Source organism: Thalassospira sp. HF15, assembly GCF_011806525.1.
Classification (GTDB): Bacteria; Pseudomonadota; Alphaproteobacteria; order Rhodospirillales; family Thalassospiraceae; genus Thalassospira.
In genome coordinates, this window is the sequence record NZ_JAAVKI010000008.1 from 66,111 (window position 1) to 82,560 (window position 16,450).

Annotated in this window: 11 protein-coding genes; 8 read left to right on the forward strand and 3 right to left on the reverse strand. The window is 53.8% G+C overall.

Going from position 1 to position 16,450, the window contains the following annotated elements; all coding sequences use genetic code 11:
- Window positions 1-48: 48 nt before the first annotated feature.
- On the forward strand, window positions 49-567 hold the full coding sequence (locus tag HED22_RS17180; protein ID WP_167724540.1) for a potassium channel family protein: 519 nt from the start codon (window positions 49-51) through the stop codon (window positions 565-567).
- Window positions 568-751: 184 nt separating this feature from the next.
- Here the strand turns inward: HED22_RS17180 and HED22_RS17185 are convergent, their stop codons facing one another.
- Both HED22_RS17185 and HED22_RS17190 read right to left on the reverse strand, forming a co-directional pair.
- Entirely contained in the window at window positions 752-2,578 is a 1,827-nt protein-coding gene (locus HED22_RS17185; protein WP_167724543.1) for an ATP-binding cassette domain-containing protein, read from the reverse strand.
- Between the two features lie 137 nt (window positions 2,579-2,715).
- On the reverse strand, window positions 2,716-3,453 hold the full coding sequence (locus tag HED22_RS17190; protein ID WP_167724545.1) for a TerB family tellurite resistance protein: 738 nt from the start codon (window positions 3,451-3,453) through the stop codon (window positions 2,716-2,718).
- Window positions 3,454-3,709: 256 nt separating this feature from the next.
- On the opposite strand from HED22_RS17190, the gene HED22_RS17195 reads away from it, so the two are divergent.
- The 3 genes from HED22_RS17195 (at window position 3,710) to HED22_RS17205 (ending at window position 8,627) form a co-directional block, all read left to right on the forward strand.
- Complete coding sequence (locus HED22_RS17195) at window positions 3,710-5,707, forward strand: methyl-accepting chemotaxis protein (protein WP_167724547.1); 1,998 nt, start codon at window positions 3,710-3,712, stop codon at window positions 5,705-5,707.
- Window positions 5,708-6,016: 309 nt separating this feature from the next.
- A complete protein-coding gene (locus HED22_RS17200; RefSeq protein ID WP_167724549.1) occupies window positions 6,017-7,978 on the forward strand; it encodes a methyl-accepting chemotaxis protein in 1,962 nt (653 codons plus the stop codon).
- 139 nt (window positions 7,979-8,117) lie between these two features.
- Entirely contained in the window at window positions 8,118-8,627 is a 510-nt protein-coding gene (locus HED22_RS17205) for a winged helix DNA-binding protein (RefSeq protein WP_167724551.1), read from the forward strand.
- Window positions 8,628-8,674: 47 nt separating this feature from the next.
- Here the strand turns inward: HED22_RS17205 and HED22_RS17210 are convergent, their stop codons facing one another.
- Window positions 8,675-9,427, reverse strand: a complete 753-nt coding sequence (locus tag HED22_RS17210; RefSeq protein ID WP_167724552.1) for an SDR family oxidoreductase — start codon at window positions 9,425-9,427, stop codon at window positions 8,675-8,677.
- A gap of 292 nt (window positions 9,428-9,719) precedes the next feature.
- Here HED22_RS17210 and HED22_RS17215 point away from each other — a divergent pair, with 292 nt between their 5' ends.
- The 4 genes from HED22_RS17215 (at window position 9,720) to HED22_RS17230 (ending at window position 16,365) form a co-directional block, all read left to right on the forward strand.
- Window positions 9,720-10,694 (forward strand): TRAP transporter substrate-binding protein, encoded by a 975-nt coding sequence (locus HED22_RS17215; RefSeq protein ID WP_167724554.1) that lies wholly within the window; start codon window positions 9,720-9,722, stop codon window positions 10,692-10,694.
- A 137-nt stretch (window positions 10,695-10,831) separates the two neighbouring features.
- Entirely contained in the window at window positions 10,832-11,344 is a 513-nt protein-coding gene (locus HED22_RS17220; protein ID WP_167724556.1) for a TRAP transporter small permease, read from the forward strand.
- A 9-nt stretch (window positions 11,345-11,353) separates the two neighbouring features.
- A complete protein-coding gene (locus tag HED22_RS17225; RefSeq protein WP_167724558.1) occupies window positions 11,354-12,655 on the forward strand; it encodes a TRAP transporter large permease in 1,302 nt (433 codons plus the stop codon).
- A gap of 68 nt (window positions 12,656-12,723) precedes the next feature.
- Window positions 12,724-16,365, forward strand: coding sequence for a hydantoinase B/oxoprolinase family protein (locus tag HED22_RS17230; protein ID WP_167724560.1), 3,642 nt, complete (start codon window positions 12,724-12,726; stop codon window positions 16,363-16,365).
- Window positions 16,366-16,450: the final 85 nt, after the last annotated feature.

Genomic DNA, 16,450 nt, shown 5'->3' on the forward strand with positions numbered 1-16,450 from the left:
ATAGTTGATTTAGGTCTATGTGTTTTGTCTGTGATCTAGGTGTGCGTAATGAGTGGGGCTTGGCTTAAATTACGGATTCTCTTTCTTGCTCATATCTATGTAATAAGCTTTGCTGTGTTGCCTCTTTTTATGATCAGCATTACGTTTTTAGTAACGCTAAATATTGAGACTTATTCAGATTTGGGCTTTTGGCTTGTTTTGCTGGTTTGTAGTATTTGCATGCCAGTGTTTGTATCGTTCAACGCTTACTCTCATCACGCAGTAAATAATGTCGTCGCGATACCTGCCATTGTGCTATGCGGGCTTGTTTCGTTGTTGTCGTTCGCTAATGTGCACTATGTTAGCGGATTGTTTTCGGGCGGAGAAATTATTGTACTACAGGGAAATGATAGTGGGTATTTGGATGCAGTATATTTCTCAATAGTGACATTTACGACACTTGGATATGGAGATTTTCAGCCCGTTAGCCACCTTCGCATTTTGGCTGCTGCTGAAGCCTTGTTCGGCTATATATATTTGGGCATGATTGTCGCTGTTATGTATCAGACAACTTCCTCTGATACATAAATCTAATAGTCTACTGCGTAAGCAATAGTATAGAACTCGCCAAAGTGCTGATTACCATAACGGCACTTAGCAACGAGTTTCCTGGGTATTTTTCAATCATTTTAAGCACGACATACCCTCCTAACTAATTAAGTGTATTATCCATAGTTTCTTTTGGTTAGTCAACACGTACTATCACAAGAGGTTAACACTGCAAAGCAAGTTCCTCGCGTAGCATTTCAAGTTCAAGCCAGCGTTCCTCGGAGGATTCAAGTTCTGCACGTGCCGCATCCAGACGGTCGACCTTTTTCTGGAAACCGTCCGGGTCCTTGGTGAACAGGCTGCTATCCGATAGCGCTTCTTCAAGAGTTGCGATTTCGCCTTCAAGCTTGGCCATGGCACCCGGCAGATTGTCATATTCGCGCTGATCCTTGTAGCTCAGCTTGCCGGATGGTTTGGACTTAGGTGCGCTTGCTTGTGCGGTTTTCTTGACCTGTTTGGCAGCAGCCTTTTCTTCCTTGGCCGCCTCGGCGTGCGACAGTTTGCGCTGGGCGATGTAGTCGGAATAACCGCCAGCATATTCGATGGCCGTGCCATCGCCTTCCATCACGATTGAGGATGTGACAACGCGATCCAGGAAATCACGATCGTGGCTGACCAGAAGCAGCGTGCCTTCGTAGTCGCTCAGCATTTCCTGCAGCAGATCTAGCGTATCCATATCCAGATCGTTGGTCGGCTCATCCATGATCAAAAGGTTGGTCGGCTTTGCCAATTGTTTGGCCAACAACAAACGATTGCGTTCACCGCCCGAAAGTGCGCCAACAGGGCTTCGCGCCTGTTTTTCGTCAAACAGGAAATCACGCAAGTAGCTGACGACATGGCGGGGATTGCCGCGCACCATCACCTGATCGCCACCGACGTCACACAGCGTGTCCCAAAGGGTTTTGTCGTCATCAAGGGCTGCGCGTTTCTGATCGAAATAACTGGGGTTCAGATTGGTGCCGATCTTGATCGTTCCGCTATCGGGTTCGATCTGACCGGTCAGCATTCTCAGAAGGGTTGTTTTGCCCGCCCCGTTCGGGCCGATAATGCCGACCTTGTCACCACGCATGATGCGGGTGGAAAAGTCCGAGATGATCGGACGATCGCCAAACGATTTGGCAATGTCGGTGGCCTCGATCACCACCTTGCCGGATGTTTCACCGGCGTCAGCCGCAAGCGACACATTGCCAATACGGTCAACCTGTTGGGAACGCTGTGCACGCATGTCATAAAGCCGGCGCAAACGGCCCTGGTTGCGTTTGCGGCGTGCGGAAATACCCTGAACCGACCAGACGGTTTCCTGTGCGATCAGCTTATCAAGCTTGGCGCGTTCCTCGGCTTCCTTACGATAGATTTCCTCGGACCATTCTTCGAACTGGGAAAAGTTGATCGCACCCTGATGCATGATCCCGCGATCAAGCCACAGGACGCCATTCGATACGGCATTCAGGAAAGCACGGTCGTGCGAGATGACGACAACGGCACCACGGAAATTCTTGATTTCGCCTTCAAGCCATTCAATCGTCGGTAGATCAAGGTGGTTGGTCGGCTCATCAAGCAACAAGACCTGCGGGTCGGCAATCAGCGCACGCGCAATTGCGGCCCTGCGGCCTTCGCCACCCGAAAGCTGTTTTGGGTCGGATTTCGGATCAATATCGACCGATGCCAACAACATGTCAACGCGATAGGCATAGTCCTGTTCATGGTCATCAAGGGCGGAAAGAACGAAATCCTCGACGGTGTCATAGCCGTCGAATTTGGGTTCCTGATTAAGGTAGGCAACCTTGCAACCCGGCTGAACAAACCGTTCGCCGCCATCCGGTTCGATTTCACCGGCGATGATTTTAAGCAAAGTCGATTTCCCGCCACCATTGCGCCCGACAAGACACAGACGATCACGATCACCAATGGCAAAGGACACATCGGAAAACAGATCGTTCCCGCCAAATGTCAGGTGAATGTCATTTATATTGATCAGCGGTGGCGCCATGAGAAAACCGATAAGCTTGAGAATGTAAATACGGTCGAAATGACCGGCCCCCTGCAAACAGCAAATCAGGCGCTGTTGCAAGGGAAATCATCTGTTGATGGGCTGTATGTCAGATCGCCTGATCATAGCTGGGGAGGTTATTTGATGCCGCGTTCCTTGCGGATCTGATCCCAGGCGGCATTGATCCGCGCCATCTTGTCATTGGCCTGTTCGATGAATTCGGGCGGCATGCCCTTGGCCATCAGGGTGTCTGGGTGGTTTTCGCGCGACAGTTTGCGATGGGCCGATTTCAGGTCATCATCACTGGCATCACGGGTCAGGCCGAGCTGTTCATAGGGATCCGGGCCGTTTGAAGCGGTAAAGGCATGATGGACACGATCAAAGTCGACATCAGCAAAGCCAAAGATGTGCGCGACCTTTTTCAGGTAGTCCTGTTCTGCCGGGTGAAGTTTCCCGTCAGCCATGGCGATTTGATAGAGTGCCTCAAGCACGCCTTCGAGGATCGCACGTTCGCCGCGAAACATGGTGGCCATCTGGCGGGCATAGATCTCGAACCCGTCAGAAGACTTCCGCGCCATATCAAAGATGCGCCCGACATTCTTTTCTTCGCCCGGCGGAATATGAAACACGCGTTTGAAGGTATCGATTTCATCGCGGCTGACATGACCGTCCGCCTTGGCCATCTTGGCAGCCAGCACAATTACACCGGTTGCAAAGGCAATCTGGCGGGGATCATGTCCGCCAGCCTGCGGTCCGCGTGCACTGTTTTTGAACTTGTCAACAACATGGCCGGCTGCTGCACCAAGGATTGCGCCCAACGGTCCGCCCAAGGCAAAACCCGCAGTTCCGCCGATAATCTTACCCCAAATGCTCATAGGTGAATTTCATCCTGTTTGTTGTCTTCCGGTGCGGCATTTAGCTGAAAGCATAGGTGCCGTTCAGGCGGAAGATACAAACATAATGCGCAGCCCGCGAAAAGGAATGGACTATTTTTCGTGATCAATGTCCAAAGGTAGAGTAGATTAGCAATTAGTCTATACTTTAGTCTTTATATATCTACTGATAGTAGAATGTTTTATGGTGTTGAAATAACAAAAATAATCCCAAGAACCTGAAGAGTGGGGTGGAAACATGTCTTTTTTGTCGCGTATGAAGCTGGTTTACCAGATTTCGTTGCTGAGCATTGTTGCTTTGGTGATTTTCGCCATTGTCGGGATCACACAGTTTGTCGCGGATCAACAGCGTCAATCGGCACAGCTGATTGCCAAGTCCGCCAGTGAGGATTCCGTTACCGTAAGTGCCGTATCGCGGGCTTTTCTTAATGCCCGCCGTCACGAGAAAGACTTTGTCATTCGCCGCAGCGAGGAATACGTCGCCGCGCATGCTGAATCTGCGGCCATGATCCATGCCGGGCTGGACCAACTGTCCGAGCGCGAAGAGCTTGGCGATTTGCTCGATCAGATTGCGCAGGCGCAAGCTGCGGTCGATAACTATGTGGCTGAATTTGCGAACGTGGTGGCGTTACAGCGCAAAGTTGGCCTTGATGAGAATTCCGGCCTGCTCGGCGAGATGCGCAATGCGGCCTCCGAGGTTGAATCTGCCCTTGGCGAAGTTGCAAAGCTTGAAGCGATGCTGGGCTTGTCTGCAACCAAGGATTTGTCGATCGCCGTGCTGCAAATGCGCCGGGACGAAAAAGATTTCCTTGCCCGCCTTGATCCCGCCTATGTCGAGAGTGTTGAGAAAACAGCGAAGCAGTTTGCTGCGTCACTTGCAGCAGCAGGCAGTATTCAGGACGAAAAGAAAGAGCAGCTTGGCAAGCTGATGGACTCTTATGTGGCGGATTTCAAGACACTGGCCGCCGCAGCACTTGAACGCGAAGAGTCACTTGCTCGCCTGAGTGAGTACTATTCGGCGGTCGAACCCATTCTTGCAACTCTGAGCGAAGAAATCGGAACGGTTGCGGAAAACATGCAACTGCGTGCCGAGGAAATCGCCCATACCGGTGTCCAGGTCACCTTTGGCATTTTCATCGCCGGCGCAATCATCATGATCCTTCTGTCGGTCATTCTGGCGCGCGCCATTGTTCGGGCAATCACCGGCCTTACGGGCAAGATGGCCCGTTTGGCCAAGAACGATTTTGATGTCAAACTTGATGAAGCAGACAGAAAAGATGAAATTGGCGAAATGGGTCGTTCGGTTGTGGTGTTCCGCGAAAATGGTCTGGAGCGTCAGAAGCTTGAAGCGCAGCAGCGTGAACTTGATGAACAGCAGCGTCAGCGCCTGGAGTTGCAAGAGCGTCATATTCGGGAGTTCGACGATGACGTTGTCGCGATGATGAGCGAGGTTGGCACAGCAGTGCAGCAGCTTCATTCTGTATCCGAGGTGCTGCGCAATAGTGCGGTCACTGCCAACGAACAATCGACGACCGTCTCTGCCGGTAGTGAAGAAGCATCTTCGAATGTTCAGCTTGTCGCAACGGCGGCAACTGAACTGTCGGCCTCCATTCATGAGATCGCTGGACAGATCAGTGACACGTCAAAAATGGCAGCGACGGCCAGTGACCGTGCTCAAACCACCAATGATGACATTCAGGGCCTGAACGCGGCGGCGGTGCGCATTGGTGAAGTCATCAATCTGATCAGCGATATTGCCGAACAAACAAACCTTCTGGCACTCAATGCCACGATCGAAGCGGCGCGTGCGGGCGATGCCGGCAAGGGCTTTGCCGTGGTTGCCAGCGAGGTCAAGAACCTTGCCAACCAGACGGGCAAGGCGACAGAAGACATTTCAAGCCAGATCAATGATATCCAGCAGGCCACGCAATCGGCAGTCGACGCGATTGATAGCATTGTTCACATGATCAAGGAGATCAGTGAACGAGCATCGGCCGTGGCCGCCGCGGTCGAGCAACAGACCGTTGCGACCAGCGAAATCTCCCAGAATGTCGAGCAGGCTGCATCGGCAACCACCGAAATTTCAAATGCCATGCAGGGCGTTTCAACTGCTGTTGCCGAGACCACCGAGGCTGCTGACGATGTTCGTGGATCAGCCGATAACTTGGGTCGTCAAAGTGATAGTCTGAGCGAGCGTATCGACAGTTTCCTTGAGAGAATGCGCTCAATCTCATAGGCCGCCAGCAAAAGACATCATTCCATATTGAAATTAGAATAAGGGGAAAGAGTGATCTTTCCCCTTGTTTTATTGTGCCTGAAACCAAATGTGACTCAGTTGAGTAAGAAACAGGCACCCGGCAAGCATCATGAATGTCTTGCCACGGCCAAGAGGCCGAGATGGTTTCCCGACACACGGGGCAAGATGTCCCGGTTTGGACTGGCGGGCGCGATAGGTGTCTTCATTTCGTTGTTGAATGTAAACCTGCGCTGATGCCATTGGGCAAGCAGCTGTGGCACAGGCGCGGCAAAATGCTTGGGGGCCAAGATGAATTTTCTTTCCCGGATGAAGCTTCTCTATCAAATATCGCTGATCGGCGGCATGGCGCTTTTGATTTTTATCGTCGTTGGTACAGTGCAGTTCATTGCTGAGCAACAAAGGCAGTCAGCCGAAGAAGTCGCCGAGAGTGCATTGGGGAACAAGCTGATCGCTGACGCTGTTTCTCGTGAATTCCTGAATGCACGTCGACGCGAAAAGGATTTCCTTCTGCGCATGGATGAGAAATATGTTTCTCAACATGACAGTGTCGTGGAGGACGTCAATGCGGGGCTTGAGCAGCTTGAGCAAGCCCCTGAACTGGAAGCGTTTGACGCGCAGCTTCAGGAAATCGCGACAGCCTTTGCCAACTACGATGCGAAGTTTGCCGTGGTTGTCGGTTTGCAGCGAGAAATCGGACTCAACGAGGAAGAAGGTCTTCTCGGTCGGTTGCGCAAGTCGGTGCACAATGTCGAAGAAGCGCTCAAGAAATATAAAGCGGACAACCTGACTGTCATCATGTTGATGATGCGCCGCCACGAGAAAGACTTTTTGGCCCGCCTTGATCCAAAGTATGTCGGTCGGATTGATGACCGCCTTGCCGAGTTTGGGCCAGCATTGGCCGCATCAAGCATTCCTGCCGCCGAGCAGGAAAAAATCACCAATTTAATGAAGTCGTATGTCGCTGACTTCAAAGCTCTGTCTGAGAAAATCCTTCAGCGAGAGTCCGAACTGGGTTTTTTATCTGACTATTATGCCCAGGCTGAACCGATCCTTGATGAGATCAGTCAGTCGATTGGCCAAATTGCACAGACTGAAAAGGACCGGGCTGAAAAGATTGCCGAAACCAGCTTGATGGTCACGGTCATCATGTATTTAGTTGGTGTTCTGGCATTGATGGGCCTGACGTTCCTGTTGGCGAGAGCCATTGTCAGGGCGATTACCGGCCTGACCGGAAAAATGACCCGATTGGCCGAAAACGACTTTGATGTGGATATCAACGAAGTGAACCGGGCCGATGAAATTGGCGAGATGGGCCGCGCTGTTCTGGTTTTCCGCGAAAACGGTATCGAGCGCGTTAAACTTGAAGCCGCCCAAAAGGCGGAAGACGAAAAACGCCGCAAGCGGATGGACAAACAGGAACGTTACATCCAGGAGTTCGATCAGGCCGTCGTGGCCGTCATGACCGATGTCGGGGCCGCGGTCGAGCAGCTCCATCAGGTGTCAGGTGTATTGCGCAACAGTGTTGAAACAGCGACCAATCAATCAATGGCTGTCTCATCCGGCGCAGAAGAGGCTTCTTCGAACGTGCAACTTGTTGCCACCGCGGCGACCGAACTTTCGGCCTCTATCAGCGAGATCTCAGGTCAAGTCACCGAAACGTCAAGTATGGCGCAATCTGCGACTGAGCGTGCGCGCAATACCAACGACAATATTCAGGGGCTCAATGATTCCGCGATCAAGATCGGCGAAGTCATCAGCTTGATCAGCGATATTGCCGAACAAACCAACCTTCTTGCGCTTAATGCGACGATTGAGGCAGCGCGTGCAGGGGATGCGGGCAAGGGGTTTGCAGTTGTCGCAAGCGAGGTGAAAAACCTTGCCAATCAGACCGGCAAGGCGACCGAGGAAATCACATCCCAGATCAACGATATCCAGCAAGCGACAAGCGTTGCTGTTGATGCGATTGACGAGATTGTCAAAATGATCTCAGACATCAGTGAACGGGCAGCCGCCGTTGCCGCCGCGGTGGAGGAACAAACCGTTGCAACAAGCGAGATATCGCAAAACGTTGAACAGGCAGCCGCAGGGACCGAGGAAATCTCGTCGGCCATGCAAGGCGTGTCTGTTGCCGTGAATGAGACCAATGAAGCGGCCGGCAATGTCAATTCATCGGCCAATAACCTTGGTCAGCAGAGCGGTGACTTACGATCCCAGATTGATGGTTTCCTTGAACGGATGCGTACACTTTAATGACGAATTGCCGATAAGTATAAGGCGGCAGGGGCTTTACTCTGTCGCCTTTATCACGATAAAATTCCGACAAACTTCCAATGAAGGCGGTCGAAAACTGCATTTGTGACCGTAAAAGCTGCATTACAGGGAACGTCGGATGGCTGATAAAACACGTATCGTCTCTTCATCTCATCTTGTGTCGGAACGCGCCGCCGAGTTGTCGGAGCTTGAATTTGCTTTGATCCTGTCTGGCAACGCATTTAACCGCTGGATGGTGCGTTGCATGCGTGCGGCAGGCATGCCCGATGTGTCTGTTCTCGATATTCTGGTTTTGCACAACGTCAATTCCCGCGAACGGGAAAAAAGCCTGTCTGAGGTTTGCTTTGTCCTTAATGTCGAGGATAGCCACCTTGTGAACTATTCCCTTAAGAAGCTTCGCAAACTTGGCCTGGTTGAGGGTGTCAAGCGGGGCAAGGAAGTGCATTACGCAACAACAGCAGACGGACGTGAAATGTGCGAGAAATACCGTCAGGTCCGCGAAGACTGTCTTGTTGAAACTTTCCAGCGGCTTGGTGTGAATAGCGAGGAAGTCGGGGATGTTGCCAAGACGCTCCGTGCGATTTCCGGCGTCTATGATCAGGCATCACGTGCAGCAAGCGCGATGTAAACCGCGCTGCGACGTTGTCTGATATCCCCGATATCCAAAATCGGTGCCTAGGGCTTGATAGGCAAAAGAGTGCGGTTATGGGTTGGCGACATCACGATCTCGTTGAAGCAAACCCGCGCTGGTGCCGAAACCACATAAGTTACGATTTCCGCCAGATCGCTTGGCTTTAAAAGGCGGTCGAGTTCTTCCTGTTCCAGCGGGACGGGACGTTGCTGCAGGATCGGGGTGGCAACTTCGCCCGGGGAAATGCAGCAGCAGCGGATGTTGTTATCGAGTTCTTCCTGATTGATGCTGTGCGACAGGTCCACCACACCGCGCTTGGATGCAATATAGGCAGGGCCTGCGACCGGGAACTCATGCTTTGCGGCCCAGGACGCAATATTGATAATCAGTCCGTCTTGTTGCTCGCGCATTGTTGGCAAGGTTGCGCAAACGGTGTTCGCGACACCATTCAGATTGACCGCGACGATACGCTGCCAGTCTTTAATATCAAGATCCCGCCAGTGCCGATTGGGTGTGTTAACACCAGCGCAGTTGATCAGGACATCAATTCTCCCCATCGAGCTTTTGATGTTTTGCGCTGCTTCAAGAACCTTGTCGCTGTCACTGATGTCCAGCGGGTGAATTTCGACTTTCCCACCGCTTGCCGCAATGTCATCTGCGACTTGCATGAGTGTCTCTTCGCGCCGCGCCGAGAGGGCAACTTGTGCCCCGGCCGCGGCAAGGGATTTGGCAATCGCTTCGCCGATACCGCTGCCGGCACCCGTAATCCAGACAGACTTCCCCGATAGATTATGCATGTGGACCTTTCCCCATTTATTATTTCTTTGACCGTTATGTGAATGGCCTCGGCGGGCAACAATGACAACAAAAATATCAGTCTAAGGGCCGATTTGTGCGGGGTTCCGCAGATTCATGTGCGGACTTCCGCAGACTCATTTACCGGTTTGTTTCCCGCATTCTGCATATCTGCTATGAAATGAATTTGACAATTTGTCGGTAAAATGTAATCAATGTGTCGGGAGGCTACTTTGGAGTCTCGGTACGCGATTACGTGTATCGGCTTGCATCACACACAGGGAGACTTGAAAAATGTTGAAAAAAGCACTTTCGACGGTTGCTGTTGCAGCGATCACCATGTCAGCCGGATTTGCGTCCGCTGAAGAAACCTGGGACATGGCAACGCCGTATCCTGACGCGACTTTCCACACTCAGAACATCATTGAATTTGCCAAGGACGTGAACGAAGCATCCGGCGGCGAACTGAATATCACCGTTCATTCCGGTGGTTCGCTGTTCAAGCATGCCGACATCAAACGTTCGGTTCAGCGTGGTCTGATTCCGATCGGCGAAACCCTTGTTTCGCTGCTGGCAAACGAAAACCCCATCTACACCGTTGACGCGATCCCGTTCCTTGCGACGTCTTATGAAGACGCCAAGAAGCTTTGGGAAGTTTCGCGTTCCGGTATCGAGGCTGCATTGGCAGCAGACGGTCTGAAAGTTCTCTATGCTGTTCCGTGGCCGGCACAGGGCCTTTACACCGCAGACGAAGTCAACAGCGTTGCTGACCTCGAAGGTGTGAAATTCCGTGCTTACAACGCCACCACTTCCGAACTGGCGTCCCTGACCGGCATGGTTGCGACGCAGGTTGAAGTTCCTGAAATCCCGACCGCCTTTGCAACCGGCATTGTCGAAGCGATGATCACTTCGCCGTCGACCGGTGCGAACTCCAAGGCTTGGGACTTTGTTTCGAACTTCTATGACGTTCAGGCATGGCTTCCGAAAAACATGGTCGTCGTAAGCGAAAGCGCATTTGACGGCCTGTCTGCTGATGTTCAGGCAGCTGTTCTTGACGCTGCGGCCAAAGCCGAGACCCGCGGTTGGGAAATGAGCATGGCAGAAGCCGAAGCCAAGAAGAAAGTTCTGGCTGAAAACGGCATGAACGTCGCTGCACCGAGTGCAGAACTCAAAGACGGTCTGGCAGAAGCTGGCGACAAGATGGTCGCTGCATGGCTGGAAAAAACCGGCGATGAAGGCCAGGCCATCATCGACGCGTTCAAGAACTGATAGCTGGTTCTTGCCAATTGTCGGGGCCGGGCGGTTGTCGTCCTCCGCTCGGTCCCGGACAATCCGCACATTTTAATGTTACTGTCCGTTGGTACGATACGCCTTGGGGATAATCGTTGGCGGAAAGGGGGACTGCTGTGCGCAGACTGCTAGATTATTTATTCAAATTCAGTGCCGTTTTGGCGGCAGCATTCCTGGTAATCATTGCTTTGCTGATTTTGGCCCAGTCCCTGGGTCGGCTTGTCGGGATTGCCGTTCATGACGCCAACGAACTGGCCGGTTTCTCGCTTGCTGCCGGTACGTTCCTTGCCCTTGGTCCGGCCCTGCGTGCCGGGACCCACATTCGGGTCATGATCGTCCTGTCCCACCTCAAAGGCGGTGTTCGACGGACAATGGAAGCAATCACCCTGCTGGCTGCGATCTATTTTGCCGGTTACTTCGCATGGTGGATGGCCGTCTTGGCCGAGGAAAGCTTTTCTTATGGCGATACGTCGCCCGGCGTTCTGGCCTTCCCGCTGTGGATCCCGCAGACCGCCATGGCCTTTGGACTTGTTGTTTTTACCATCGCTCTGCTCGAAGCTTTTGTTGATCTTCTGGCTGGCCGCGAACCCGCTTTTGTCAGCGGCGAAGCAAACGAATTGAACGAGTAGGGGGCGGTCATGGAAGTACTTCAAATCGGTCTTATCCTGATGGGCCTGCTGTTCCTGTTTCTGGGTGCTGGTCTATGGGTTGCACTCGCACTTTTCGCCATCGGCGTTTTCGCCATGGATGTCTTCACTAGCGCGCAAACCGGTCCGATCATCGCAACCACGGCATGGTCAAGTCTGGCGACCTGGTCGTTGGCACCGCTGCCGCTGTTTATCTGGATGGGTGAAATCCTGTTCCGATCCCGCCTTTCAGAAGACATGTTCACCGGACTTGCCCCGTGGCTGAACAAGCTTCCAGGCCGGTTGCTGCATGTGAACATTCTGGGATGTGGTATCTTTGCGGCCGTATCGGGGTCCTCGGCTGCGACGGCGGCGACCATCGGTCGTATGTCGATCCCCGAACTTCGCAAACAGGGCTATGCCGATAGTCTGATCCTTGGCACCCTTGCCGGTTCCGGGACGCTGGGTCTTCTGATCCCGCCATCGATCATTCTGATTGTTTATGGTGTTTCGGCAGAGCTTTCCATTGCCCGTCTTTTCATTGCCGGCGTCATTCCCGGCGCCATGCTGATCGTCATGTTCATGAGCTTCGTTGGCATCTGGGCGACGATCAACAAGGACAAGATGCCAGCCGCCGCGCCCAGCATTCCGTTTGCCGAGAAAATCCGCGCATCGGGGCGTCTGATCCCGGTCATCGTTCTGATCGCGGCTGTGATCGGTTCGATCTATGGCGGGGTGGCTACCCCGACCGAGGCTGCGGCCTTTGGGGTTGTCGGTGCGCTGATCCTCTCAGCGCTGAGTGGATCGCTTTCCAAGGAAAGTCTGATTGACGGTATTATGGGGGCCACCCGCACGTCCTGCATGATCTGCTTTATTCTTGCAGGGGCGGCTGTGTTGACGGTTGCCATGGGCTTTACCGGGGTGCCGCGTGAACTGGCGGCATGGATTGCCCATATGGAGCTGTCGCCCTATGCCCTGCTTGGTGCACTTACCATCTTCTTTATCGTGCTGGGATGTTTCCTTGACGGTATTTCGGTGGTGGTTTTGACTACGTCCGTAATCCTGCCGATGGTTCAGGCCGCAGGCATCGACCTTCTGTGGTTTGGCATCTATGTGGTGCTGGTGGTCGAAATGTCGCAGATCACACCGCCGGTTGGCTTTAACCTATTCGTTCTGCAAGGCCTGACGGGCAAGAACCTGTTCAAGATTGCAGTTGCTGCTTTGCCATTCTTCTTCCTGCTGTTGTTTGCCGCCCTGATGATTACCGTTTTCCCGGGGATTGTGACGTGGCTGCCAACGCAAATGAGTGGCTAAGGTTCAAGTTTTGAACCGAATAAACTATCCGAATTGTTTGACTACAGATGCCTTAAGGAGTGCGCATCATGGCACCGCTCGACCAAAATTCGCCCACCTCGCAGACCACCGGACAGCCAAAATGGCAGTTCTGGATTGATCGCGGCGGCACATTTACCGATATCGTTGCCCGCAAACCCAATGGCGCGCTTGTCACCCACAAGCTGCTGTCGGAAAACCCGGAGCGCTACAAGGACGCCGCCATTCAGGGCATCCGCGAACTGCTTGAGGTTGCGGACGGCGAGAAAATCCCGGCTGAGAAAATCGAGGCCGTCAAGATGGGTACCACGGTCGCGACCAATGCCCTGCTCGAACGCAAAGGCGATCGCACTGTTCTGGTCACGACCAGGGGGTTCCGTGATTCCCTGCGTCTGGCCTATCAGAACCGCCCGCGCCTGTTTGATCGCAACATCATCCTGCCCGAAACGCTGTATGAAACTGTGATCGAGGCCGAAGGCCGCTTTGACGCGCAGGGCAAAGAACTCGAAGGCATGGACCTCGATGCGCTGCGGGCCGATTTGCAGAAGGTCTATGACAGTGGCATTCGCGCCTGCGCCATCGTTTTCATGCATGGCTATCGCTATACGGCACACGAACTGGCGGCCGAAAAGGTTGCCCGTGATATCGGCTTTACCCAGGTTTCGGTGAGCCATCAGGTCAGCCCGCTGATGAAACTGGTATCACGTGGCGATACCACGGTGGTCGATGCCTATCTGTCGCCGATCCTGCGTCGTTATGTTGATCAGGTCGCCGGTGAACTCGGCGGCGTGAAGCTGATGTTCATGCAATCGAACGGTGGTTTGACGGATGCCGCCAAGTTCCAGGGCAAGGACGCAATCCTGTCTGGTCCGGCTGGTGGTGTTGTCGGCATGGTTCGTACTGCTGAAATGGATGGCTACAAACAGGTCATCGGTTTCGATATGGGTGGCACGTCGACTGACGTTTCGCACTATGACGGCGAATACGAACGCGATTTCGAAACCCAGGTCGCCGGTGTACGCATGCGTGCGCCAATGATGAAAATCCACACCGTTGCCGCCGGTGGCGGTTCGATCCTGCATTTTGATGGTGCGCGTTTCCGTGTTGGCCCGGACAGTGCCGGTGCAAACCCCGGCCCGGCGGCCTATCGCCGTGGCGGTCCGTTGGCGGTGACCGACATCAACGTCATGCTGGGCAAGGTTCAGCCGGACTTCTTCCCGAATGTCTTTGGGCCCGAAGGCGACGAACCGCTCAATGCCGAGGCCGTTCGCAAGGGCTTTGAGGAAATGGCGGCTGACATTGAAAAGAACACTGGCCAGATCCGCACCCCCGAAGAAGTCGCAGAAGGCTTTTTGCGCATTGCCGTTGAAAACATGGCAAATGCAATCAAGCAGATCTCGGTGCAGCGCGGCTATGACGTTAGCGACTATATCCTGCAGTGCTTTGGCGGTGCTGGTGGTCAGCATGCCTGTCAGGTTGCTGACACGCTTGGCATGACCAAGGTCTTTGTCCATCCGTTTGCCGGTGTTCTGTCGGCATACGGTATGGGGCTTGCCGATATCCGTGCAATGCGCGAACAGGCCGTCGAAGGCAAACTTGCCGCCGAAGGTCTTTCTGATCTTGATGCGCAGCTTGATGTTCTGGCCGTCGATGCACTGGCTGAACTGAAAGAACAGGGCATTTCCGATGACAAGATCCGCCTGCTGAAACGCCTGCATCTGCGCTATGACGGCACCGACACCCCTCTGATCGTTGATTTCGGCGATGTCGATGCCATCAAGGCGCAGTTCGAAGAACAACACAAACAGCGTTACGGCTTTGTCATGAGCGAAAAACCGCTGGTGGTCGAAGCCGTCGCGGTTGAGGCCATCGGCGAAACCCAAAGCCTTCCTGCGTCGTCCGCCGAACTCGGTGGTGCGGAAGTCATGCTCAAGCCGCTTGCGACCCGTCCGGTCGTGTTTGATGGCAAAACCGAACAAACCCCGTTCTACAAACGCGAAAACCTCAAGCCCGGTGCGACCGTGCGCGGCCCGGCCGTCATTGTCGAACCGGTCGGCACCACCGTGATCGACCCGGGCTGGGAAGCCAAGGTCAATGGCCTTGATCATCTGATCCTGACCCGTGTTGTCGCAATGAAACGTACTGAGGCGATTGGCACCCAGGCTGATCCGGTGATGCTTGAAGTGTTCAACAACCTGTTCATGAACATTGCCGAACAGATGGGTGTGACCCTTGCCAACACTTCGTACTCGGTCAACATCAAGGAACGTCTGGACTTCTCGTGCGCGGTGTTTGATCAGGAAGGTCTTCTGATCGCCAACGCCCCGCATATGCCGGTCCACCTTGGCTCGATGGGAGAGTCTGTTCAGGCCGTGATCAAAAACAACGCCGGCAATATGAAGCCGGGCGATGTTTATATGCTCAATGACCCCTATAACGGCGGCACGCACCTGCCTGACATTACGTTGATCACCCCGGTGTTTGGCGATGATGGCAAGGAAGTGCTGTTCTATGTCGCTTCGCGTGGGCACCATGCCGATGTCGGCGGCATTACGCCGGGCTCCATGGCACCGAATTCGCGGGTTCTGGAAGAAGAAGGTGTTCTGATCAACAACTTCAAACTGGTTGATCAGGGGGCGTTTGACGAAGAAGGCCTGACAGCACTTCTGGAAGGTGCGAAATATCCGGCACGTAACCCCTATCAGAACATTGCCGATCTGCGCGCACAGATTGCGGCCAATGAAAAGGGTGTGCAGGAACTGCGCCGGATGGTCGAACACTTTGGCCTTGATGTCGTGCATGCCTATATGCAGCACGTTCAGGACAATGCCGAAGAAAGCGTGCGTCGCGTGATCGACGTTCTCAAGGACGGCGAATACGCTTACGAGATGGACAATGGCGCGGTCGTCCGCGTCAAGGTCACCATCGACAAGGAAAACCGTTCGGCGACGGTCGATTTCACCGGCACGTCCGATCAGCTTGATAACAACTTCAATGCGCCATCTGCGGTGACCCGTGCGGCTGTTCTCTATGTCTTCAGAACGCTTGTTGATGATGACATTCCGCTTAATGCCGGGTGCCTGAAGCCGGTCAATCTGATCGTGCCAGAAGGATCGATGCTTAATCCGCGTTATCCGGCCGCTGTTGTTGCCGGGAACGTTGAAACCAGCATGCATGTCACAGACACGCTGTATGCAGCCCTTGGTGTGCTTTCGGGCGGTCAGGGTACGATGAACAACTTCACCTGGGGCAATGATACGCACCAGTATTACGAAACCATCTGTGGCGGGACCGGTGCCGGGCCTGACTTTGATGGCACGGCGGCTGTTCATTCACACATGACCAACTCGCGCCTGACCGATCCGGAAGTTCTCGAATGGCGCTTCCCGGTGCTGCTTGAAAGCTTTGAAATCCGCAAAGGGTCGGGTGGCAATGGCAAACACAAGGGTGGTGATGGTGCGATCCGTCGTGTCCGCTTCCTTGAAGACATGACTGCATCAATCCTGTCCAACCACCGTAGCGTGCCGGTTCAGGCCTGCCAGGGCGGGGAGCCCGGCAAACTTGGCCGCAATGCGGTTGAACGCGTCGATGGCACGGTGATTGAGCTCAAGGGCACAGACGGTGCGGAAATGCACGCCGGTGATGTCTTTGTCATCGAAACACCGGGCGGCGGGGGATACGGCAAGGCCTGATCGGCCCCTGCATTACCAGATCTCGCGGACCGGGAACGTGTTCCCCCCTTAACCACCTGATGTTTTCGGTCCCCAAAGCCGCCTT